This is a genomic window from Pseudomonas cerasi, assembly GCF_027983475.1.
GTDB classification, from domain to species: Bacteria; Pseudomonadota; Gammaproteobacteria; order Pseudomonadales; family Pseudomonadaceae; genus Aquipseudomonas; species Aquipseudomonas cerasi.
In genome coordinates this window covers 400,539-419,868 of sequence record NZ_JAQJVM010000002.1, presented here as the reverse complement: position 1 = coordinate 419,868, position 19,330 = coordinate 400,539, and the positions used below count along the sequence as shown (strand labels likewise).

Annotated in this window: 21 protein-coding genes; 11 read left to right on the top strand and 10 right to left on the bottom strand. The window is 59.8% G+C overall.

Translation table 11 applies throughout. The features are described 5' to 3' along the window. Positions 1–19: 19 nt before the first annotated feature. The 5 genes from PI739_RS11025 to PI739_RS11005 form a co-directional block, all read right to left on the bottom strand. On the bottom strand, positions 20–505 hold the full coding sequence (locus tag PI739_RS11025) for a Spy/CpxP family protein refolding chaperone (protein ID WP_003434514.1): 486 nt from the start codon (positions 503–505) through the stop codon (positions 20–22). A gap of 186 nt (positions 506–691) precedes the next feature. Then, positions 692–1,369 carry a response regulator transcription factor gene (locus PI739_RS11020; RefSeq protein ID WP_054080869.1) on the bottom strand — a complete coding sequence of 226 codons (678 nt, stop codon included), beginning with the start codon at positions 1,367–1,369 and terminating at the stop codon, positions 692–694. A gap of 7 nt (positions 1,370–1,376) precedes the next feature. Next, positions 1,377–1,790: an SH3 domain-containing protein gene (locus PI739_RS11015; protein WP_054080870.1), complete on the bottom strand. Its 414-nt coding sequence runs from the start codon at positions 1,788–1,790 to the stop codon at positions 1,377–1,379. 146 nt (positions 1,791–1,936) lie between these two features. Continuing rightward, entirely contained in the window at positions 1,937–2,236 is a 300-nt protein-coding gene (locus tag PI739_RS11010) for a YciI family protein (RefSeq protein WP_054080871.1), read from the bottom strand. 1 nt (position 2,237) lies between these two features. Next, positions 2,238–2,834 carry a septation protein A gene (locus PI739_RS11005; RefSeq protein ID WP_003314713.1) on the bottom strand — a complete coding sequence of 199 codons (597 nt, stop codon included), beginning with the start codon at positions 2,832–2,834 and terminating at the stop codon, positions 2,238–2,240. 65 nt (positions 2,835–2,899) lie between these two features. Here PI739_RS11005 and PI739_RS11000 point away from each other — a divergent pair, with 65 nt between their 5' ends. From PI739_RS11000 to arfB, 8 genes are all read left to right on the top strand, one after another. Next, on the top strand, positions 2,900–3,763 hold the full coding sequence (locus PI739_RS11000) for a PHP domain-containing protein (RefSeq protein WP_054080872.1): 864 nt from the start codon (positions 2,900–2,902) through the stop codon (positions 3,761–3,763). 13 nt (positions 3,764–3,776) lie between these two features. Next, entirely contained in the window at positions 3,777–4,406 is a 630-nt protein-coding gene (locus tag PI739_RS10995) for an L-threonylcarbamoyladenylate synthase (protein ID WP_003434523.1), read from the top strand. Between the two features lie 119 nt (positions 4,407–4,525). After that, positions 4,526–5,224: a segregation and condensation protein A gene (locus PI739_RS10990; protein ID WP_170846047.1), complete on the top strand. Its 699-nt coding sequence runs from the start codon at positions 4,526–4,528 to the stop codon at positions 5,222–5,224. Between the two features lie 15 nt (positions 5,225–5,239). Then, a complete protein-coding gene (gene scpB / locus PI739_RS10985; protein WP_054080873.1) occupies positions 5,240–6,007 on the top strand; it encodes an SMC-Scp complex subunit ScpB in 768 nt (255 codons plus the stop codon). A gap of 304 nt (positions 6,008–6,311) precedes the next feature. Next, complete coding sequence (locus tag PI739_RS10980) at positions 6,312–6,503, top strand: DUF1289 domain-containing protein (RefSeq protein WP_002554453.1); 192 nt, start codon at positions 6,312–6,314, stop codon at positions 6,501–6,503. A 184-nt stretch (positions 6,504–6,687) separates the two neighbouring features. Beyond that, entirely contained in the window at positions 6,688–7,917 is a 1,230-nt protein-coding gene (gene rluB / locus PI739_RS10975) for a 23S rRNA pseudouridine(2605) synthase RluB (RefSeq protein WP_003314721.1), read from the top strand. Between the two features lie 271 nt (positions 7,918–8,188). Further along, positions 8,189–9,598, top strand: a complete 1,410-nt coding sequence (locus PI739_RS10970; protein ID WP_054080874.1) for an amino acid permease — start codon at positions 8,189–8,191, stop codon at positions 9,596–9,598. Between the two features lie 31 nt (positions 9,599–9,629). Further along, a complete protein-coding gene (gene arfB / locus PI739_RS10965; RefSeq protein ID WP_003314723.1) occupies positions 9,630–10,043 on the top strand; it encodes an alternative ribosome rescue aminoacyl-tRNA hydrolase ArfB in 414 nt (137 codons plus the stop codon). 232 nt (positions 10,044–10,275) lie between these two features. Here the strand turns inward: arfB and PI739_RS10960 are convergent, their stop codons facing one another. From PI739_RS10960 to phhA, 4 genes are all read right to left on the bottom strand, one after another. Then, the gene (locus PI739_RS10960) at positions 10,276–11,478 is read right to left on the bottom strand and encodes an MFS transporter (RefSeq protein WP_054080875.1); all 1,203 of its coding nucleotides are present in this window, start codon (positions 11,476–11,478) and stop codon (positions 10,276–10,278) included. 137 nt (positions 11,479–11,615) lie between these two features. After that, on the bottom strand, positions 11,616–11,795 hold the full coding sequence (locus tag PI739_RS10955) for a hypothetical protein (protein WP_003369861.1): 180 nt from the start codon (positions 11,793–11,795) through the stop codon (positions 11,616–11,618). A gap of 453 nt (positions 11,796–12,248) precedes the next feature. Continuing rightward, positions 12,249–12,605: a 4a-hydroxytetrahydrobiopterin dehydratase gene (locus PI739_RS10950; RefSeq protein WP_054080876.1), complete on the bottom strand. Its 357-nt coding sequence runs from the start codon at positions 12,603–12,605 to the stop codon at positions 12,249–12,251. A gap of 35 nt (positions 12,606–12,640) precedes the next feature. Next, positions 12,641–13,438: a phenylalanine 4-monooxygenase gene (phhA, locus tag PI739_RS10945; RefSeq protein WP_054080877.1), complete on the bottom strand. Its 798-nt coding sequence runs from the start codon at positions 13,436–13,438 to the stop codon at positions 12,641–12,643. A 265-nt stretch (positions 13,439–13,703) separates the two neighbouring features. Between phhA and PI739_RS10940 the strand changes: the two genes are divergently transcribed. Next, positions 13,704–15,281 (top strand): sigma-54-dependent transcriptional regulator, encoded by a 1,578-nt coding sequence (locus tag PI739_RS10940; RefSeq protein ID WP_054080878.1) that lies wholly within the window; start codon positions 13,704–13,706, stop codon positions 15,279–15,281. A 97-nt stretch (positions 15,282–15,378) separates the two neighbouring features. Here the strand turns inward: PI739_RS10940 and PI739_RS10935 are convergent, their stop codons facing one another. Next, positions 15,379–15,645: a DUF2790 domain-containing protein gene (locus tag PI739_RS10935; RefSeq protein ID WP_032609668.1), complete on the bottom strand. Its 267-nt coding sequence runs from the start codon at positions 15,643–15,645 to the stop codon at positions 15,379–15,381. Between the two features lie 342 nt (positions 15,646–15,987). Between PI739_RS10935 and acs the strand changes: the two genes are divergently transcribed. Both acs and PI739_RS10925 read left to right on the top strand, forming a co-directional pair. Next, on the top strand, positions 15,988–17,943 hold the full coding sequence (gene acs, locus PI739_RS10930; protein WP_003434545.1) for an acetate--CoA ligase: 1,956 nt from the start codon (positions 15,988–15,990) through the stop codon (positions 17,941–17,943). Positions 17,944–18,474: 531 nt separating this feature from the next. Beyond that, positions 18,475–19,251 (top strand): ABC transporter substrate-binding protein, encoded by a 777-nt coding sequence (locus PI739_RS10925; protein ID WP_003434548.1) that lies wholly within the window; start codon positions 18,475–18,477, stop codon positions 19,249–19,251. Positions 19,252–19,330 lie beyond the last annotated feature (79 nt).

The window sequence follows — 19,330 nt, the reverse complement described above, 5'->3', positions numbered from 1 at the left end:
CGGCCGCGAGGCCTGATGGTTACAGCGCTTTTGCTGCTTTTGCCGCTTTCCAGGCCTTGAACTCGGCCCATTCGGCGCGACGCTCATCTTCTTTCTTCTTGATCTCGTCAAACAGCTTCTGCTGGTCAGGCCTCAGCAGTGCACGAACTTCGCTGTCGGTCTTGGAGCGTTTGGCTTCGATTTCGTCGTGCATTGCTTTCTGGTCGGCAGCAGGCATTTTTTCCAGGTAGCTTTGAGTGATTTCGCGACGCTCGTGCCGTTGCTCGCGCATCAAGCGTTCGATCTGCTGACGCTGTTCACGTGTCAGGTCCAGCTCGGCCATCGGTCCCATCGGGCCAGGGCCGCGATCCATACGTGGGCCAGGGCCAGGGCCGCGGTCATCGCGATCCATGTGCATGGCAGGTGCGTCAGCATCCGGGCCACCGGCAGGTGGCGCTGGTGGTGCGGCCATGGCAATGGTCGGCAGGGCAGTGGCAAACATCAAAGCGATCAGGGTCTTGCGCATTGTGTATCTCCTTGTCTCTAGTGCGGCTCGATGCCGATGAGCCCAGTTTAGGGAGATCAAGGTCAAGCGCAGTCAGCGCTTGGTAAAGCTTGTGTAAGGAGACCGTTGCAAGTTGTCAGCTTAAGGCTACACGCCAGAAGCGCCGGGCTTTCAACTTGCTGCGTCAGGCTTGCCACGTGAAGCGACTCAAAGCGCGTAGTAATAGCCGCGGCTGCGCAGCGCGACGATGCGTGGGCGGCCATCGGCGTGCGGGCCGATTTTCTTGCGCAGGTTGCTGACGTGCATGTCCAGACTGCGGTCGTACAGGGTCAGTTTGCGGCCCAGGGCCAGTTGCGCCAGTTCCTGCTTGTCCAGCGGTTCGCCGGGCTGGCGCATCAGCGCTTCCAGCAAGCGGCTTTCGGACACCGTGAGGGTCAGCTCCTTTTCGTCGACACTGACCACACCGCGCATCGGGCTGAAGGTCAGGTCGCCCAGTTCGATCTGGCTGGATGATGCGACCGGATGACTGCGGCGCAGCACGGCGCGCAGGCGGGCAGTGAGTTCGCGAGGGTCGCAGGGCTTTGCCAGGTAATCGTCAGCGCCCAGTTCCAGACCCAGAATGCGGTCCAGCGGCTCGCCGCGTGCCGAGAGCATGACCACCGGCAGGTCGGGGTGGTCGGCACGTAATTGCTTGAGCAACTCCAGACCGCTGCCGTCAGGCAGCATCACGTCCAGCACCACGGCAGCGGGTGCGGCGTCGGCCAATGCCTGACGCGCGCTGGTCCCGTCGTGACAGGCGCGCACCTGAAAGCCTTCCTGGCTCAGCCAACTGCTCAGCAGTTCGCACAGTTCCTGATCATCATCAATTAGTAACAGCTCGCTCATGACTCACTCAATTTAGCCACTGCCGACGTTGCCTACGCCAACCGCTGACCAATATACCGCACAGAAGGGCGAACATCGCAACGCCACCGCCTGCGATGAACCATTGTTGCTGCTCGGTCAGCAGGCGCGGGGGCGCTGCGGACAGTGCTTCTTTGAGCTGCAACTTGAGCTTTTGGTTCTCCTGACGCAAACGTGTCAGCAAGGCGTTGTTGCGTTCCGGATCGGCGTTCTGCAACTGCCGGGTCAATTCTTCGCGCTGCCGCTCGCTGTCCTTGAGACGCACCTGGAGGTCGGCCATCTGGCTGGCGGTGCCTGGCTGATGCAAAGGCTGTACTGCGCCACCTTCACCGACCGTCTCGGCGTTTACCTGCACACTCGCCGTCATCAATATCGCCAACAGACACCACGTCGCTGAACGCATCTGAACTCCCTTTTACCGAGCCGTGTAAATTCGCACATTGAGCAGGTTATCGGCAGGCAGGCGGGAATGATGAATGAAGGGCGGGGCGGCAGGACGGCCCTGCTTCGCTGGAAGCAGGGCGTGCAGGTGTTGTCGAAGGGCGGGGATCAGGGCAGGACTTGCTTGAACGGCTTGACCACGACGTTGGCATAGACGCCAGCGGCAACAAATGGATCGGCTTCGGCCCACGTCTTGGCGGCGCTTTGTGATTCGAACTCGGCAACGATCAGGCTGCCGGTGAAACCGGCAGCGCCGGGGTCGTTGCTGTCGACTGCCGGGTGTGGACCGGCCAGCACCAGACGGCCTTCATCCTTGAGCGCGTTGAGGCGATCGAGGTGCGCCGGGCGAACGCTGAGGCGTTTTTCCAGCGAGTTTTCGACGTCGGTGGCGATGATTGCGTAGAGCATGTCAGTCCTCGGATTTGGTCGTATTGGGAGCGGTGTCGTGCAGGTGGCGTGACAGGTAGATTCCCTGGCCGACCAGGAAGATCAGGGTCATGCCCAGGCTGCCGAATACTTTGAAGTCGACCCAGAATTCCTGATAAGTGAAGGCTACATACAGGTTGGCTGCGCCACAGAACAGGAAGAATATGATCCAGGCGATGTTGAGCCGGGTCCAGATCGCTGCCGGCAGGGTCAGTGCATGACCCATGATGCGCTGGATAAGCGGACGGTCGCCGATGAAATGACTGCCGGCGAAGGCGACGGCAAACAGCCAGTTGACCACCGGGGCTTTCCATTTCAGGAAGGTTTCGCTGTGGAAGGCCAGGGTCAGGCTGCCGAACACCAGGCACGCCACCAGCGTGAGCCACTGGCTTTTTTCCAGCTTGCGTTGTTTGACGTAGAGAATGCCGTAGACCACCACCGAACTGATGATCAGCATCGCCGTTGCACTGAAAATGCCGCCTACCATATAGGTATTGCCGAGGATATCCACGGCACGCGGCTCGGTTTTGTAAACGATGAAGAACAGGAGCAGCGGGATGAAGTCGATGAATTGTTTCACAATGGCAGCCAGAAGCAGGATGTGGCGGCATAATAACAAACATCAATGAACACGAAAGCATCACTATGAATGTAGACCTGCACTGCCACAGCACCGCTTCCGACGGGGCGCTCTCGCCTACGGCACTGGTTGCGCGTGCTCATGAAAACGGCGTGCGCGTCCTTTCGCTGACCGACCACGATACCCTCGAAGGGCTTGAAGAGGCCCGTGCGGCGGCGCATTCATTGGGTATGCAACTGGTCAACGGGGTGGAGCTGTCCTGCACCTGGGGCGGCGCGACCATCCATATTCTGGGTTACGGATTCGATACCCAGGCCCCGGCGCTGACCGAAGCCATCGGCCGTTTGCATGAAGGACGCTGGCTGCGTGCGGAAGAAATCAGCCGTAAATTGGCGATCAAAGGTATGCCTGGCGCGCTGGAAGGCGCTCGCGCGATTCAGCAGGGGCTGGGTGACAGCGGTAATGCGCCTGCGCGTCCGCACTTTGCCGACTTCATGGTGCGCTCGGGTTTCGTCAAGGATCGCGCCGAGGCATTTCGCAAATGGCTGGGGGCGGGCAAACTGGGCGATGTGAAGCAGCACTGGCCGACGCTGGAGGACACGGTCGCCACCTTGCGGGCGTCGGGTGCGTGGGTCAGCCTTGCGCATCCTTCACATTATGACTTTACCCGCAGCAAACGGCGTAAACTGGTCGGCGATTTCGTCCAGGCCGGTGGGCACGCCATAGAAGTGGTCAATGGCATGCAGCCTGCCGATCAGGTCGGAACCCTGGCCATCCTTGCACGCGAGTTCGGTCTGCTGGTCTCTGCCGGCAGCGACTTCCACGGTCCTGGCACCTGGGGCGAGATCGGTACTTATCGTCCCGTGCCTGAAGATCTACCGCCTTTGTGGTGCAGATTCAAACATGAACAGCCTACTGCCGCCGTCTGAACAGGAAGTAATCGTGAGTCAATTTTTCCAGGTCCATCCGGAAAACCCGCAGCCGCGCCTGATCAAACAGGCCGCTGAAATCATCAAGGCCGGCGGGCTGGTGGTGTACCCGACAGATTCGTCCTATGCACTGGGCTGCCAGATCGGTGACAAGAGCGCCATCGAGCGCATCCGCCGCCTGCGCCAGCTGGACGACAAGCACAACTTCACCCTGATGTGCTGCGACCTGTCGCAGCTGGGGCTGTTTGCCAAGGTCGACACCGGCGCGTTCCGTGCACTGAAGGCGCACACGCCCGGGCCGTACACCTTCATTCTCAATGCCACCCGTGAGGTGCCGCGCCTGGTGCTGCACCCCAAGCGCCGCACCATCGGCCTGCGGGTGCCAAGCCATCCCATCGCCCAGGCCCTGCTGGAGCAATTGGGTGAGCCGCTGATGAGCGTCAGCCTGATCATGCCGGGCGACAGCGTGCCGCTCAGCGATCCCTACGAGATGCGCCAGATTCTCGAGCATCAGGTCGACCTGATCATCGACGGCGGGATCGGCGGTATTTCGGCGTCCACGGTCATTAACCTGGCCGAGGGTGAACCTCAGGTCGTTCGGGTCGGCTGTGGTGATCCGACGCCGTTCGGTGAACGTGCCTGATGACAGCCGTCGAGGCAGTGGACAGCCAGGCAGACGCCCAGCAGGAACTGCCGTTCGCGCTGGTCTACGGGCGTGCTGTCACGCAGATGCCGCTAGACCTGTACATCCCGCCCGACGCGCTGGAGGTCTTTCTCGAAGCGTTCGAAGGCCCGCTTGACCTGCTGTTGTACCTGATCCGCAAACAGAACATCGACATCCTCGATATTCCCGTTGCCGAGATCACCAAGCAGTACATGGGTTACGTCGAGCTGATGAAAACTGTGCGCCTGGAGCTGGCTGCCGAGTATCTGGTCATGGCCGCCATGCTGGCCGAGATCAAATCGCGCATGCTGTTGCCGCGCTCGGCGGAAGTCGAAGAGGAAGAAGGCGATCCACGCGCCGAGCTGATTCGCCGCTTGCAGGAATACGAACGCTTCAAGGTCGCCGCCGAGGGTATTGACGGGCTGAGCCGGGTGGGCCGCGATGTCATCGTGCCGAAACTGGACGCTCCCGAAGCCCGCGCACGCAAGTTGCTGCCGGATGTCAGCCTTGAAGAAGTGCTGATGTCGATGGCCGAAGTGCTGCACCGTGGCGACATGTTCGAAAGCCACCAGGTCAGCCGCGAGGCACTGTCCACCCGCGAGCGCATGAGCGATGTCCTGGAGCGTCTCAAGGGCGGCGGTTTTGTGCCGTTCGCCGAGCTGTTTACCGCCGAAGAGGGGCGTCTGGGTGTGGTCGTGACGTTCATGGCGGTGCTTGAGCTGGTCAAGGAGTCACTTGTCGAACTGGTCCAAAACGAGCCCTTTGCGGCGATCCATGTCCGGGCGCGAGCCGAGTAGAGCAAGAACACACCCATGAACCTCAACGAACCCCGCGAACTGGCCCCGCTGCTTGAAGCATTTCTGCTGGCCTCCGGAAAACCGCAGACGCTGGAGCGCCTTTATGAGTTGTTCGAGGAAGGTGAGCGCCCTGAGCCTCCGGTGTTCAAAAAGGCACTCGAGGTGTTGCGCAAGTCCTGTGAGGGGCGCGCCTTCGAGCTCAAGGAAGTGGCATCGGGTTATCGCCTGCAGATTCGTGACCGCTTCTCGCCGTGGGTCGGGCGGTTGTGGGAAGAGCGGCCGCAGCGTTACTCCCGAGCCATGCTGGAGACCCTCGCGCTGATCGCTTACCGCCAGCCGATCACGCGGGGCGAGATCGAAGATGTCCGTGGTGTCGCGGTCAACAGCCACATCGTCAAGACTCTGCTCGAGCGCGAGTGGATTCGTGTGGTGGGCTACCGGGATGTGCCCGGCAAACCGGCCATGTTCGCGACCACCAAAGGCTTTCTCGACCACTTCAATCTCAAAAGCCTCGACGAGCTGCCGCCGCTGGCCGACCTGCGCGAGATGGAAACCGAGCCGGTGCTGGATTTCGAAGAGGCACCGGTGCCTGCGCACCTGCAAGCCCTGGCCGACGCCAGCCTCGACCCGGACGCAGAGCCGGAAGCCCCGCGTGACGAAACCAGCTTCCGCAGCCTGCTGGTGGAACTGGACTCGATGGAGCAGGGCCTCAAGACCGACTTCGACGACCTGCTGCGCGCGGAGCCAGAGCCTGAAGACGACAAAGGCGAAAATGAGGTCTGATTGACTCGCGCTCCCACGCTGAAGCGTTCAGCGTGGTACACAAGTCTCGTGGGAGCGAGCTTGCTCGCGAAGGCGATGGTGCAGGCTCGCTATTTTCGGATTCTGTGCGGGCCCTTTCGCGAGCAAGCTCGCTCCCACATGACCTGTATGTAGCCATGAGCGCTCTGCGTCCTATTGATACCTCGTCCTGGGGCGTGCAGAACGATAATCAGGACTGTCGTGCCAACGCCCAGCGCATTTCGGTCGAATTCATACGCCAGCCCAGGGTCACATCTGATACCACTCGCCATGAGATTCGCTGCCCATGAGTTCGACCAAGAACCCCTGCATCAGCCTGTGCAAGTTCGATGATGACATTTGTCTGGGATGCGGCCGCAGCAAGCGCGAAATCAAGGCCTGGAAGAAACTCGACAAGGACGACAAGCGCACGGTGCTTGAGGAGTCTGCCAAGCGGCTCGCCAAGCTCAAGACCGCCGGTCGTAAAAAGAAGAAGTGATTCGGGCATTTGCCGTTGACGCCGGATGCGTAAACCGGCGCAGGGGCGTATGATGGCCGACCCTCGGCGATCAAGTGTCGCCCGGGCTTTCAAGTATTTCGCCTTGCCGCTATCCACAGCGCGCCGGGCACAGGTCTTGCCGGTTCTCGGCCAGCCCTGATTCGACACACCGGGAGGTGCCCAGATGAGTGAAAAAGACAAGCAGGACAGCCAGGAAATCGGACCCGCAGGCGAAAAGCTGCAGAAGGTTCTGGCGCGCATTGGCGTGGGTTCACGCCGTGACGTGGAAGCCTGGATTACCCAAGGCCGTATCAAGGTCAACGGCAAGGACGCGACCCTCGGTCAACGCGTCGACCTGCATGACGCCATCAGTGTCGATGGTCGCGTCATCAAGCGCGAAGAAGCGGCCGAAACGGTCCGTCGCGTCATCATGTACAACAAGCCCGATGGTGAAATCTGCACCCGTGACGACCCGGAAGGCCGTCCGACCGTGTTCGACCGTCTGCCGCGTCCGAAGGAAGGTCGCTGGATCAACATCGGTCGTCTCGACATCAACACCACCGGCCTGCTGATGTTCACCACCGACGGTGAACTCGCCAACCGCCTGATGCACCCGTCGTTTGAAATGGACCGTGAATATGCGGTTCGTGTGCGTGGCGAAGTCGATGACGACATGCTGCTGCGCCTCAAGAATGGCGTGATTCTCGAAGACGGTCCTGCACGCTTCACCGATATCCAGCAGGCACCGGGCGGCGAAGGCTTCAACCACTGGTATCACTGCGTGGTGATGGAAGGCCGTAACCGCGAAGTGCGTCGTCTCTGGGAATCCCAGGGGCTGGTGGTCAGCCGCCTGAAGCGCGTGCGTTACGGACCGGTGTTCCTCAACTCCGACCTGCCGATGGGCCGCTGGCGCGAAATGAGCCAATACGAAGTCGATATTCTGGCAGCTGAAGTTGGTCTGCAACCTGTGGCCCAGCCGCAGATGAATGCCAAGACCAAAGACAAAATGGAGCGTCTGCAGCGTCAATCGTCGCGCCCTCTGGGCAAAGGCGAGCGTGTTCGTACCTTGCGTCCGGCGGCGGGTGCTCCGGCGACCGGCGGCGAACGCGCACCGCGTCAGCCGCAGATCACCGGCAGCGAGCGCGATCGTCCGCGCGGTGGCGATTCGACTCAGCGTCCTTCGCCGCGCAAGGATTCGGGCAAGCCCGGTTCACGCGCGCCGCGTCCGGCCGACAACAGCCGTGGTACGCCGGTCGCCGAGCGTCCGAGCGACATGAACAAGCGTCCGGCCAAACCAGGCCCGAAGCGTGTCGGCATCAAGCTGGTCAACGATGATGCGCCGTCAGGCAAACGCCGTGGCCCACCGGCAGGTTCAGGTCAGCGTCCAGGCTTCGGTCGTCGCAAGCCTGAGTGATCGCTCGGTGTGAATGAATGGCAACGCCAGTCCACAGGGCTGGCGTTGTCGTTTTCGGCGCTCTGAAAAGCGCTGTCACACTGCGGTCACGCATCGACCTTCCGGTTTTGAACCTCAGCCGGAATGCCCGTGTACAATGCTGCGCTTTTTTCTGTGAAACAGTGCTGTTCAACGCTCCGGGCCATCCGCCTCGAACGCTGCAATTCTGTTGCGTCACAAGCGCAGCAGGTTCTATTTCGTCACAGCACAAGATCGATCAGGTGGCTATTGAATGAGTGAAACAACCTCACCCTCGGGCGAACTGAAACGCGGCCTGAAGAATCGACACATCCAGTTGATCGCCTTGGGCGGTGCCATCGGGACGGGCCTGTTTCTCGGCTCGGCGGGCGTGCTGAAATCAGCCGGGCCGTCGATGATTCTCGGTTATGCCATCTGCGGCTTCATCGCCTTCATGATCATGCGCCAGCTGGGCGAGATGATCGTCGAAGAGCCGGTCGCCGGGTCGTTCAGCCACTTCGCGCACAACTACTGGGGCGGTTTCGCCGGGTTCCTGTCGGGCTGGAATTGCTGGCTGCTGTACATTTTGGTCGGCATGTCCGAGTTGACCGCCGTCGGCAAATACATCCATTACTGGTTGCCGGACATCCCGGGCTGGGTATCCGCAGCGGCCTTCTTCGTGCTGATCAATGCCATCAACCTGACCAACGTCAAGGTGTTCGGCGAGACCGAGTTCTGGTTCGCGATCATCAAGGTGGTGGCGATCATCGGCATGATCGCGCTGGGCAGTTACATGCTGGTCAGTGGCAGCGGTGGCCCGCAGGCCTCGGTGACTAACCTCTGGGAGCATGGCGGGTTTTTCCCTAACGGCGTCGGCGGCTTGGTGATGGCGCTGGCAATCATCATGTTCTCCTTCGGCGGGCTGGAGATGCTCGGTTTCACCGCTGCCGAAGCCGAACAGCCGAAGACCGTGATCCCCAAGGCAATCAACCAGGTCATCTACCGCATCCTGATTTTCTACATCGGCGCGCTGGTGGTGCTGTTGTCGCTGACGCCCTGGGACAGCCTGCTGGCCAGTCTCAATGCGTCTGGCGATTCCTACAGCGGCAGCCCGTTCGTGCAGGTGTTCTCGATGCTGGGCAGCGACACGGCGGCGCATATTCTTAACTTCGTGGTGCTCACAGCGGCACTGTCTGTGTACAACAGCGGCACCTACTGCAACAGCCGCATGCTGGTGGGCATGGCCGAGCAGGGCGATGCACCCAGGGCGTTGGCCCAGGTCGACAGGCGCGGGGTGCCGGTCAAGGCGATTTTCGCCTCTGCCGCGGTGACACTGGTTGCGGTGCTGCTCAACTATTTCGTGCCGCAGCAGGCGCTGGAACTGTTGATGTCGCTGGTGGTGGCTACGCTGGTGATCAACTGGGCGATGATCAGCTACTCGCACCTGAAATTCCGCCAGCACATGAATCGGACCGCGCAAGTGCCGCTGTTCAAGGCGCTGTGGTATCCCTACGGCAACTATGTGTGCCTGGCGTTTGTGGTGTTTATCCTCGGCATCATGCTGATGATCCCCGGCATCCGCATATCGGTGTACGCGATACCGGTCTGGCTGGCGGTGATGTGGGTCTGTTATCGGGCCAAAAACAGGCGTAGCGTTATCGTGCCTGCCCAGTCCGGCAAGTAGCCTTGCCCGTTGCCGAGAAGAAGATAACCCGATGCTGGTGATTTCCAACAACGTCCATCTGCCTGACGCCGAGATCGAATTGACTGCTATCCGTGCCCAGGGCGCAGGAGGGCAGAACGTCAACAAGGTCTCCAGCGCCGTGCATTTGCGTTTCGACATCAATGCCTCGTCGCTGCCGCCGTTCTACAAGGAACGGCTGCTGGCGTTGAGTGACAGCCGGATTACCAGTGACGGCGTGATCGTGCTCAAGGCCCAGCAGTATCGAACCCAGGAGCAGAACCGTGCCGATGCGTTGCTGCGTTTGAGTGAGCTGATCGTCAACGCGGCCAAGGTCGAAAAGAAGCGCCGCCCGACCCGCCCGACTCTCGGCTCCAAGACCCGACGCCTGGAGTCCAAGAGCAAACGCGGCTCGATCAAGGCCGGACGCGGGAAAGTGGATTTCTGAAGTGTTTTTCAGTCTCGTGCCACGCCGGAGCGCTTATCGCTATACATAAGTCCGCTCTTGATTCTGGCCGCAGGCCGTGCGAACTTGTTCGCGAAAGGGCCCGTGCCGTCGCAAAAAATTTAGCTTTCAAAACAATGTCTTAGCTCACAAGTTCGCTCCCACGCCCTGCGGGCAGAAGCCTGAAAACTCCGCTTTCCGGGCTATTCAGGACCTGTATAGCTATGAGCACCGATCATCGCTGGCGCAACACCTGCGCCTGCTTGTACAGATAAACGCTCAACGCCAGCCCGGTAAGTGATGCCAGTGCCGCGAACAGGAAGATCGAGACGAAGCCGAAGCCGGCAGCAATCGCGCCTGCCAGTGGCCCGGTGATGCCCAGTGACAGGTCGATGAACAGCGAATAAGCGCCTACTGCTGCGCCTCGGCTTGACGCCGGGACCAGATTGACCGCTTCCACACCCAGCGCCGGGAACACCAGCGAGAACCCGAAACCGGTCAGCGCCGCGCCAGCCAGTGCCAGGTTTGGAGTGGGTGCCAGCCACAGCAGCAACAGGCCCAGGCTTTCCACCGACAGACAGACAATCGCCACTCGAAAGCCGCCCAGGCGATTGATCAGGTTACCGAACAGCAGGCGCGCGGCGATGAAGCTGCCGCCAAACAGCGTCAGGCACAGCGCGGCATTCGGCCAGTGGTTGCTGGCGTAATACAGGGTGATGAACGTCGCGATAGTGCCGAAACCGATACCGCCCAGCGCGAGGCCCATGCCATGCGGAAACACTCGCCCCAGCACATGCATGAACGGCAGTCGCTCACCCTGCACAATCGGCGCGGGCTCTTTGTGCCACGTCAGGTAAAGCCCCAGCGCGCACAGCAGCATGATGCTCACGCCCACTGTCCACAGGCCGAGTTCGTCAACCATCCACACACCTAATGGCGCACCAATGGCCAGCGCGCCGTAGCTGGCGATACCATTCCAGGAAATGACCTTGGCGGTGTTCTGCGCGCCGACCCGGCCTATGCCCCAGCCAATCGAACCCGAACCGACCAGGCTTTCCGCGGCACCGAGGATCACCCGGCCAATCAGCAGAATCACCAGGCTCGCCATCGGCCAACTGTCCAGCCATACCGGCACCAGCATGAACACACCGCTCAGCCCGCAGCCGGTCAGCCCGATCTGCACGGCCTTCTTGCTGCCCAGATTGTCGATGATGCGACTTGCCCAGGGCCGACTGATCAGCGTGGCCAGGTATTGCACGCTGATGACCAGTCCTGCGATGACTGCACCGAAGCCCAGATCACTGTGGACGTAGCCGGGCAGAACGGCGAGGGGAATGCCGATGTTCAGGTAGCCGATGAAGGTGAACATCACAATGGAAACGACGGTCAGGGTAACGGCCATCGGGGTTTGCGGTGTGTTTTTCGGTGTCTCGGACATGGGGCGGGCTTTCATTCTGTGCGGGCATGGCGTTCGAGCGGGCAGGGAAAAACCCTTAGCAAGCTCTCGAAGTGCTCATCATACCGATGCATCGGGTGATGCAGGTGCAACAGATTGAAATAAACGTGAATGGAAGGTTATTCGTGCCTGGGTGCCACAAGGTGTGTGGTCACGAGGGCGGCCAGGGCGTTTTCCTGAGTACCGAAGCGGGCGAGCAGGGCGCTCTGTTTTTCCGGGCTGAGGCGTGACCAGATTTCGATCATTTTCTCGGCGGTGCCAATCAGGGCGCTGGCTTGCGTTTCAGTGAAGTCGCTCATAAAAATCTGCTGTTTGCCTGTTGCTGGTTTTCCAGGCGTATTGAAAACCGGCAAAACCGTTTTTCGATACGCCTGAAAACAATCGCCTTCAGTCTTTGCGTCCGGCTTTCTGGCTGTCTTTAGCCGAGGGTGCTGCTTTCATTGCGACAGGTTGACCAAGCTCTTGCTGAGCCAGAGTCGACTGTTGTGGTTCCTGTTGGCCTGGTGGGAAGTTAGGGATTTCATGCATCGTCGTCGCTCCTCGCAAGGGGTTGCAGATAGAACCGTGCTTTAAAAAGCCTGCGCAGGATAACCCACCGAAAATGACAATCAGGATATTTTTTTACCCCGATTGCCCTGATTGTGAAACAAAATGGCTTTTTTACTGTCCTGCTTTTTATCTCGCGAGGCGCTGACGAGCTTGATTTCATTGGGCCGGACCGCGTGAGCAGGGTCCGCGGCCCGTTGAACATTTTATTTTCGGCCTTCTGCATCCCTTGCCACTTCGTCAGTGCGCGCGGCCATGATGAAATCGTTGCGGTGCAGGCCCTTGATCGAGTGGCTCCACCAGGTCACGGTCACTTTGCCCCACTCGGTCAACAGGCCCGGGTGATGGCCTTCCGCTTCAGCAATTTCGCCCACCGCGTTGGTGAACGCCAGCGCCCATTTGAAGTTCTTGAACAGAAACACTTTTTCCAGCTGCATCACTGCGTCGCGGACCTCGATGTTCCAGTCCGGGATCTGCTTGAGCAGTTCCGGCAATTCGGCTTCGCTGACCTGCGGCGCGTCGGCACGGCAGGCTTCACAGTGAGCTTGATTCAAGGTGGTCATAAGCAGAGGGTCCTTTTCGGATAGCGGGCCGAGGGTCAGGCGGCGTGGCTTTTGGTTTTAGGTGGAAATTTGGGAGCGTGCAAGCCCAACTGCATGCCTTGCCCGACCAGCGCCATGATGTCTTGCTGCGCCAGATCGAACAGACGCTTCAAATCCGGCAGGACAAAGTACAGCGGTTGCAGAATGTCGATGCGATACGGTGTGCGCATCGCTTCAAGCGGATCGAAAGGCTGGTGTTCGGGGGCTGACGACAAGCTGTAAACCGCCTCTTTTGGCGAAGAAAGAATACCGCCGCCGTAGATTTTCCGTCCTTGTGGTGTGTCGACCAGGCCGAACTCGATGGTCATCCAGTACAGCCGGGCCAGGTACACGCGTTGTTCCTTGCTCGCGCTCAGGCCGAGTTTGCCGTAGGTGTGGGTGAATTCGGCAAACCATGGATTGGTCAGCAGCGGGCAGTGGCCAAATATTTCATGAAAGATGTCCGGTTCCTGCAGGTAGTCCAGTTCTTCTGCGGTACGAATGAACGTCGCCACCGGAAAACGCTTGCTGGCCAGCAGCTCAAAGAACGTCTGGAAGGGGATCAGCGCGGGCACTCGCTCGACCTGCCAGCCAGTGGTCGCGCCCAGAACCTTGTTGATTTCGCCTAGCTGCGGGATGCGATCGAGCGGCAGGCCCAGTTGTTCGATGCCGTCCAGATACTCCTGACAGGCACGCCCTTCGATGATGCTCATCTGCCGGGTGATCAGGGTGTTCCAAACCGCATGTTCGTCCGCCGTGTAATCGATGAAACCCGAAGCGTCCGGCTCGCGTGCCACGTAAAGCGTCTGGGCCATGCTGATGTCCTCGAAAGGCTGCTGTTTTTAAAGTGTTCTTGTCAAAGCCTGTGGTCAGGAATAACCCGGTTTCGAAGGTACGTCAGCGGCTGTGAGCGGGGTGGCGCGAGGATTTGATCACTGGTTCGTAACGAAAAGTTTACGATTACGATAGGCGGGGCCTGAAATCAGCCATTCTGTCGCTCGCGAAGTGTGAATGCGTAACGTATTGTTGACATTAATTTTGCTGCCTCACAAAAAACTACCCTCACAGGGGCGATGACTCATGCGCATCAAGGTGCACTGCCAGAACCGCATCGGCATTCTTCGCGACATTCTCGATCTGCTGGTGGCTTACGGCGTCAACGTGGCGCGCGGTGAAGTGGGGGGCGAGCACGGTGATGCGATCTATCTGCATTGCCCGAACCTGATCAACCTTCAGTTTCAGGCCCTGCGCCCGAAGTTCGAGGCGATCACCGGGGTGTTCGGCATCAAGCGTGTCGGGCTGATGCCCAGCGAACGCCGGCACATGGAGCTCAATGCCTTGCTCGGCGCGCTGGAATTCCCGGTGTTGTCCATCGACATGGGCGGGGCCATCGTTGCGGCCAATCGTGCCGCCGCGCAGTTGCTGGGTGTGCGGGTCGATGAAGTGCCGGGCATGCCCTTGTCGCGTTACGCCGAAGATTTCGACCTGCCTGAGCTGGTGCGCGCCAGCCAGTCGCGGATCAATGGCCTGCGGGTCAAGGTATGCGGCGACGTGTTTCTTGCCGACATCGCGCCTCTGCAATCGGAACATGACGACAGCGAGGCGATGGCCGGGGCCGTGCTGACGCTGCACCGCGCTGATCGGGTCGGTGAGCGCATTTACCATGTGCGCAAGCAAGAGCTGCGTGGCTTCGACAGCATTTTTCAAAGCTCGAAGGTCATGGCTGCTGTGGTTCGCGAGGCGCGGCGCATGGCGCCCCTGGATGCGCCGCTGCTGATCGAAGGGGAAACCGGTACCGGCAAGGAATTGCTGGCCCGCGCCTGTCACCTGGCCAGCCCACGCGGCCAGTCACCGCTGATGGCGCTCAACTGCGCCGGGTTGTCGGAGTCCATGGCCGAGATCGAGCTGTTCGGCTATGACCCCGGCGCGTTCGAAGGCGCGCGTGCGGAAGGGCGGCTGGGGCTGTTGGAACTGACTGCGGGCGGCACGCTGTTTCTTGATGGCGTGGGTGAGCTGAGCGCGCGCATGCAGGCCAAGCTGCTGCGCTTCATTCAGGACGGAAGCTTTCGCCGGGTCGGCAGTGACGAGGACATGTTTCTCGATGTACGGGTGATGTGTTCGACCCAGGTCGATCTGTCGGAGCTGTGCGCCAAAGGCATGTTCAGGCAGGACCTTTATCATCGCCTTAACGTGCTGTCGCTGCATATACCGCCACTGCGCGACTGTCTGGACGGTCTTGAGCCTCTGGTGGAGCATTTTCTCGATCAGGCCAGCCGGCAGATCGGCTGTTCGCTGCCCGGCATATCACCTGCGGCCATCAAGCGTCTGAGTCAGTACCACTGGCCCGGCAATGTGCGGCAACTGGAAAACGTATTGTTTCAGGCTGTATCGCTGTGTGACGGCGGCAAGGTGCAGGCCGAACACATTCGTTTGCCGGATTACGGCGTGCGACAGGGATTGAGTGAGGTGTCGCTGGAGGGCGGGCTGGGCGCAATTATCGGGCGCTTTGAAAAGTCGGTGCTGGAACAACTGTATGCGCAATATCCCAGCAGTCGCCAATTAGGCAAACGCCTGGGGGTGTCTCATACAACGATTGCCAACAAGTTGCGCGACTATGAAGTGGGGCGCGAATCAGATCCGCATTCAGTCGATAAATAACTCGCTGATTGATGACTCTGCAACTTAACGTCGTGCATGCGCCTCGCACCTTATAGAGCGGCGAGGCGTCGTGCACAGGCTGTGACAGCGAAAAGCCTCAACCGTTGCTGCAGCCGTTGCCCATCACCTGATAGCTCATAATGTGGCGTGCGCCTTGCGAGTCCTCATACACCATGCGTGCCGGGACCACTTCGCAGACATTGGGGATCTGGCTGATGGAGATAACCCGGGCGATATCCAGATGCGTGCCGTAGGTATATTGCTCGACACGCGCCTGTTGCGCCGCCACTTTGGTCTGCGATTCTTCGGCCATGGCGAAACTGCTGATGCCGCACAGGGCCAGGGCCATTAATAAAGCTTTCATTGTCGTTTACCTTTTTGAAAGTGAGCGCCGTCGCATCACGTTTTTGACGTCATGGGCTCAGGCGGTCTGATGCGTTTTTCGAGTTGGAACAACACTGCGTGGGGGCAGTTGATGTTTGCCTTGTTGGCGGATCGAATTCTATGCCTGTTGCAACAGCGCATATATAAAGACTTTGGATAAGCGCTTTTATCAAAATGGTAATAATCTGACGTACTGCTTCACGCGTGCGGCTTGTCGTCATGGCCCCGGTCCCGCCGGTAAGACCAACGTCGAATGGCCCCTGCGGGTGGGGCGGGATACAACAGGGGCATAAAACAACAACTATCCACCGAGGTAACCAAGATGAGTGCAGCTTCCCTGTACCCCGTCCGCCCAGAAGTCGCAGCGACTACGCTGACGGATGAAGCGACCTACAAGGCCATGTACCAGCAGTCGGTGGTCAACCCTGATGGTTTCTGGCGTGAACAGGCTCAGCGCCTCGACTGGATCAAACCTTTCACCGTGGTCAAGCAGACCTCGTTCGATGATCACCGTGTCGATATCAAATGGTTCGCCGATGGCACGCTGAACGTCGCCTATAACTGTCTGGATCGCCATCTGGAAGAACGCGGCGACAGCATCGCCATCATCTGGGAGGGCGACGACCCTTCCGAGCACCGGGAAATCACCTACCGCGAACTGCACGCCGAAGTGTGCAAGTTCGCCAACGCGCTGCGTGGCCAGGACGTGCACCGTGGCGACGTCGTGACGATCTACATGCCGATGATCCCCGAGGCTGTGGTCGCCATGCTGGCGTGCGCCCGGATCGGTGCGATTCACTCGGTGGTGTTCGGCGGTTTCTCGCCCGAAGCGCTGGCTGGCCGGATCATCGATTGCAGTTCCAAAGTGGTTATCACCGCCGACGAAGGCCTGCGTGGCGGCAAGAAGACTGCGCTCAAGGCCAACGTCGACCGCGCCCTGACCAACCCGGAAACCAGCAGCGTGCAGAAGGTTATCGTCTGCAAGCGCACCGGGGGCGAGATCGAATGGAACCGTCACCGTGATATCTGGTACCACTCGCTTCTGGAAGTGGCGTCCAGCACCTGCGCGCCGAAAGAGATGGGCGCCGAAGAGTCGCTGTTCATTCTCTACACCTCGGGCTCGACCGGCAAACCCAAGGGCGTGTTGCACACCACCGCAGGTTATCTGCTGTATGCGGCGCTGACCCACGAGCGCGTGTTCGACTACAAGCCTGGCGAAATCTACTGGTGCACCGCTGACGTCGGCTGGGTGACCGGGCACAGTTATATTGTCTACGGCCCTCTGGCCAATGGTGCGACCACGTTGCTGTTCGAGGGCGTGCCGAACTATCCGGACATCACCCGTGTGTCGAAAATCATCGACAAGCACAAGGTCAATATCCTCTACACCGCGCCGACCGCGATCCGCGCCATGATGGCTGAAGGCACCAAGTCCGTTGAAGGCGCCGACGGTTCCAGCCTGCGCCTGCTGGGTTCGGTGGGCGAGCCGATCAACCCGGAAGCCTGGGCCTGGTACTACAACACGGTCGGCAAGCAGAACTGCCCGATTGTCGATACCTGGTGGCAGACCGAAACCGGCGGCATCCTGATCAGCCCGTTGCCAGGCGCGACCGCCCTGAAGCCGGGCTCGGCGACACGTCCGTTCTTTGGCGTGATCCCGGCGCTGGTGGACAACCTGGGCAACCTCATCGAGGGTGCTGCCGAGGGTAATCTGGTAATCCTCGATTCGTGGCCGGGTCAGTCGCGCTCGCTGTACGGCGATCACGACCGTTTCGTCGATACGTACTTCAAGACCTTCCGCGGCATGTACTTCACCGGTGACGGTGCCCGTCGTGACGAGGACGGTTATTTCTGGATCACCGGGCGTGTGGACGACGTGCTCAACGTTTCCGGGCACCGCATGGGTACCGCGGAAATCGAAAGCGCGATGGTTGCGCACCCGAAAGTCGCCGAGGCGGCCGTGGTCGGTGTGCCGCATGACCTGAAGGGGCAGGGCATCTACGTCTACGTCACCCTCAACGGCGGTGAAGAACCAAGCGACGCGTTGCGTACCGAATTGCGCAACTGGGTGCGCAAGGAGATCGGCCCGATTGCCTCGCCTGACTTCATTCAGTGGGCGCCGGGCCTGCCGAAGACCCGTTCGGGCAAAATCATGCGCCGTATCCTGCGCAAGATTGCGACTGCCGAGTACGATGCGCTGGGTGACATCTCCACCCTGGCTGACCCGGGCGTGGTGCAGCATCTGATCGACACGCACAAGACCATGAATGCTGCCTGAGCGATCCTGTGACTGAAGCGCCCCGTTCGGTGAGAGCCGAACGGGGCGCTTTTGTTTCAAGTGTCTGACTTGGAAAACGGGATATATATCGGGTTGTTACCGGTCTACACGGTGTTGTCGAACGTTGCTTCGTTGTAGGACACGTCCGAGCTTTCTATGTAAGAAGGTGCGACACCGCAGGGCTTTTAAACCCCCATGTGACACGCTGGGCTTGCCGGATTAAAAGGGTTTGCCAATAATGGGCGCGCTTTTTGCTGTTATGACAGGTTGAGTCTGTGTTGCTGGATCAGCAGATACAGGCCCCGTCAATACCGTGTAGTGGGTTTTCATGCGCTTCTGTAACTAGTTGTCGCATTGAAGAAATATCGACTTCGAGCCTGTCGTTAAAATGCCCCTCATTCGCCGAAGGGCTGTGAGCCGCCTGCGCGGTGTCACGTACCCGGCGTCGCTTTTCCCCGAGGTTGTCCTTTCGCACATTGGGCGCTTGCTCACTTTGCCACTTGTCGTGCTTTACCGATGGAGTCCCTGGAAATGAAAAAGCTCATGCTTATTGGCGCGATGGCGTTGTCCGTGCTCGCCCAGCCGATCTTTGCTGATGAAAAACCACTGAAAATCGGTATCGAAGCGGCTTACCCTCCGTTCGCGTCCAAGGCCCCGGACGGCAGCATCGTCGGCTTTGACTACGACATCGGCAATGCGCTGTGTGAAGAAATGAAGGTCAAGTGCACCTGGGTCGAGCAGGAGTTCGACGGCCTTATCCCGGCGCTGAAAGTGCGCAAGATCGATGCGATCCTGTCGTCGATGTCCATCACTGACGACCGCAAGAAGTCCGTGGACTTCACCGGCAAGTATTACAATTCCCCGGCGCGTCTGGTCATGAAGGACGGCACTACGGTCAGCGACAGCCTGGCAGAACTCAAGGGCAAGAAGATCGGCGTGCAGCGTGGCTCGATCCACGAGCGGTTCGCCCGCGAAGTGCTCGCTCCCAAGGGTGTCGAAGTGACGCCGTACGGTTCGCAGAACGAAATCTACCTGGACATCGGTGCAGGCCGCCTCGACGGTACTGTCGCCGACGCCACGCTGTTGCAGGATGGCTTCCTGAAAACCGACGCTGGCAAAGGCTATGCGTTCGTAGGCCCGTCGTTCGTCGATCCGAAATACTTCGGTGACGGCATCGGCATTGCTGTGCGCAAGGGCGACAAGGCCAACCTTGACCGTCTCAACGCCGCCATCGCCGCGATTCGTGCCAACGGCAAGTACAAGGCCATCCAGGACAAGTATTTCGATTTCGACATCTACGGCAAATAAGTCGTCGTCCTTACCCTGACCAATGGCGCAAACAGAATTGCCTGGATTGCGCCATTTTTATTCCACGCTTGAGGACCGC

Excerpts from the sequence above, each read along its gene's own strand:
- PI739_RS11025 (WP_003434514.1), bottom strand. The coding sequence starts at position 505 with ATGCGCAAGACCCTGATCGCTTTGATGTTTGCCACTGCCCTGCCGACC.
- PI739_RS11020 (WP_054080869.1), bottom strand. The coding sequence starts at position 1,369 with ATGAGCGAGCTGTTACTAATTGATGATGATCAGGAACTGTGCGAACTG.
- PI739_RS11015 (WP_054080870.1), bottom strand. The coding sequence starts at position 1,790 with ATGCGTTCAGCGACGTGGTGTCTGTTGGCGATATTGATGACGGCGAGT.
- PI739_RS11010 (WP_054080871.1), bottom strand. The coding sequence starts at position 2,236 with ATGCTCTACGCAATCATCGCCACCGACGTCGAAAACTCGCTGGAAAAA.
- PI739_RS11000 (WP_054080872.1), top strand. The coding sequence starts at position 2,900 with ATGAATGTAGACCTGCACTGCCACAGCACCGCTTCCGACGGGGCGCTC.
- scpB (WP_054080873.1), top strand. The coding sequence starts at position 5,240 with ATGAACCTCAACGAACCCCGCGAACTGGCCCCGCTGCTTGAAGCATTT.
- PI739_RS10980 (WP_002554453.1), top strand. The coding sequence starts at position 6,312 with ATGAGTTCGACCAAGAACCCCTGCATCAGCCTGTGCAAGTTCGATGAT.
- rluB (WP_003314721.1), top strand. The coding sequence starts at position 6,688 with ATGAGTGAAAAAGACAAGCAGGACAGCCAGGAAATCGGACCCGCAGGC.
- PI739_RS10970 (WP_054080874.1), top strand. The coding sequence starts at position 8,189 with ATGAGTGAAACAACCTCACCCTCGGGCGAACTGAAACGCGGCCTGAAG.
- arfB (WP_003314723.1), top strand. The coding sequence starts at position 9,630 with ATGCTGGTGATTTCCAACAACGTCCATCTGCCTGACGCCGAGATCGAA.
- PI739_RS10960 (WP_054080875.1), bottom strand. The coding sequence starts at position 11,478 with ATGTCCGAGACACCGAAAAACACACCGCAAACCCCGATGGCCGTTACC.
- PI739_RS10955 (WP_003369861.1), bottom strand. The coding sequence starts at position 11,795 with ATGAGCGACTTCACTGAAACGCAAGCCAGCGCCCTGATTGGCACCGCC.
- PI739_RS10950 (WP_054080876.1), bottom strand. The coding sequence starts at position 12,605 with ATGACCACCTTGAATCAAGCTCACTGTGAAGCCTGCCGTGCCGACGCG.
- phhA (WP_054080877.1), bottom strand. The coding sequence starts at position 13,438 with ATGGCCCAGACGCTTTACGTGGCACGCGAGCCGGACGCTTCGGGTTTC.
- PI739_RS10940 (WP_054080878.1), top strand. The coding sequence starts at position 13,704 with ATGCGCATCAAGGTGCACTGCCAGAACCGCATCGGCATTCTTCGCGAC.
- PI739_RS10935 (WP_032609668.1), bottom strand. The coding sequence starts at position 15,645 with ATGAAAGCTTTATTAATGGCCCTGGCCCTGTGCGGCATCAGCAGTTTC.
- acs (WP_003434545.1), top strand. The coding sequence starts at position 15,988 with ATGAGTGCAGCTTCCCTGTACCCCGTCCGCCCAGAAGTCGCAGCGACT.
- PI739_RS10925 (WP_003434548.1), top strand. The coding sequence starts at position 18,475 with ATGAAAAAGCTCATGCTTATTGGCGCGATGGCGTTGTCCGTGCTCGCC.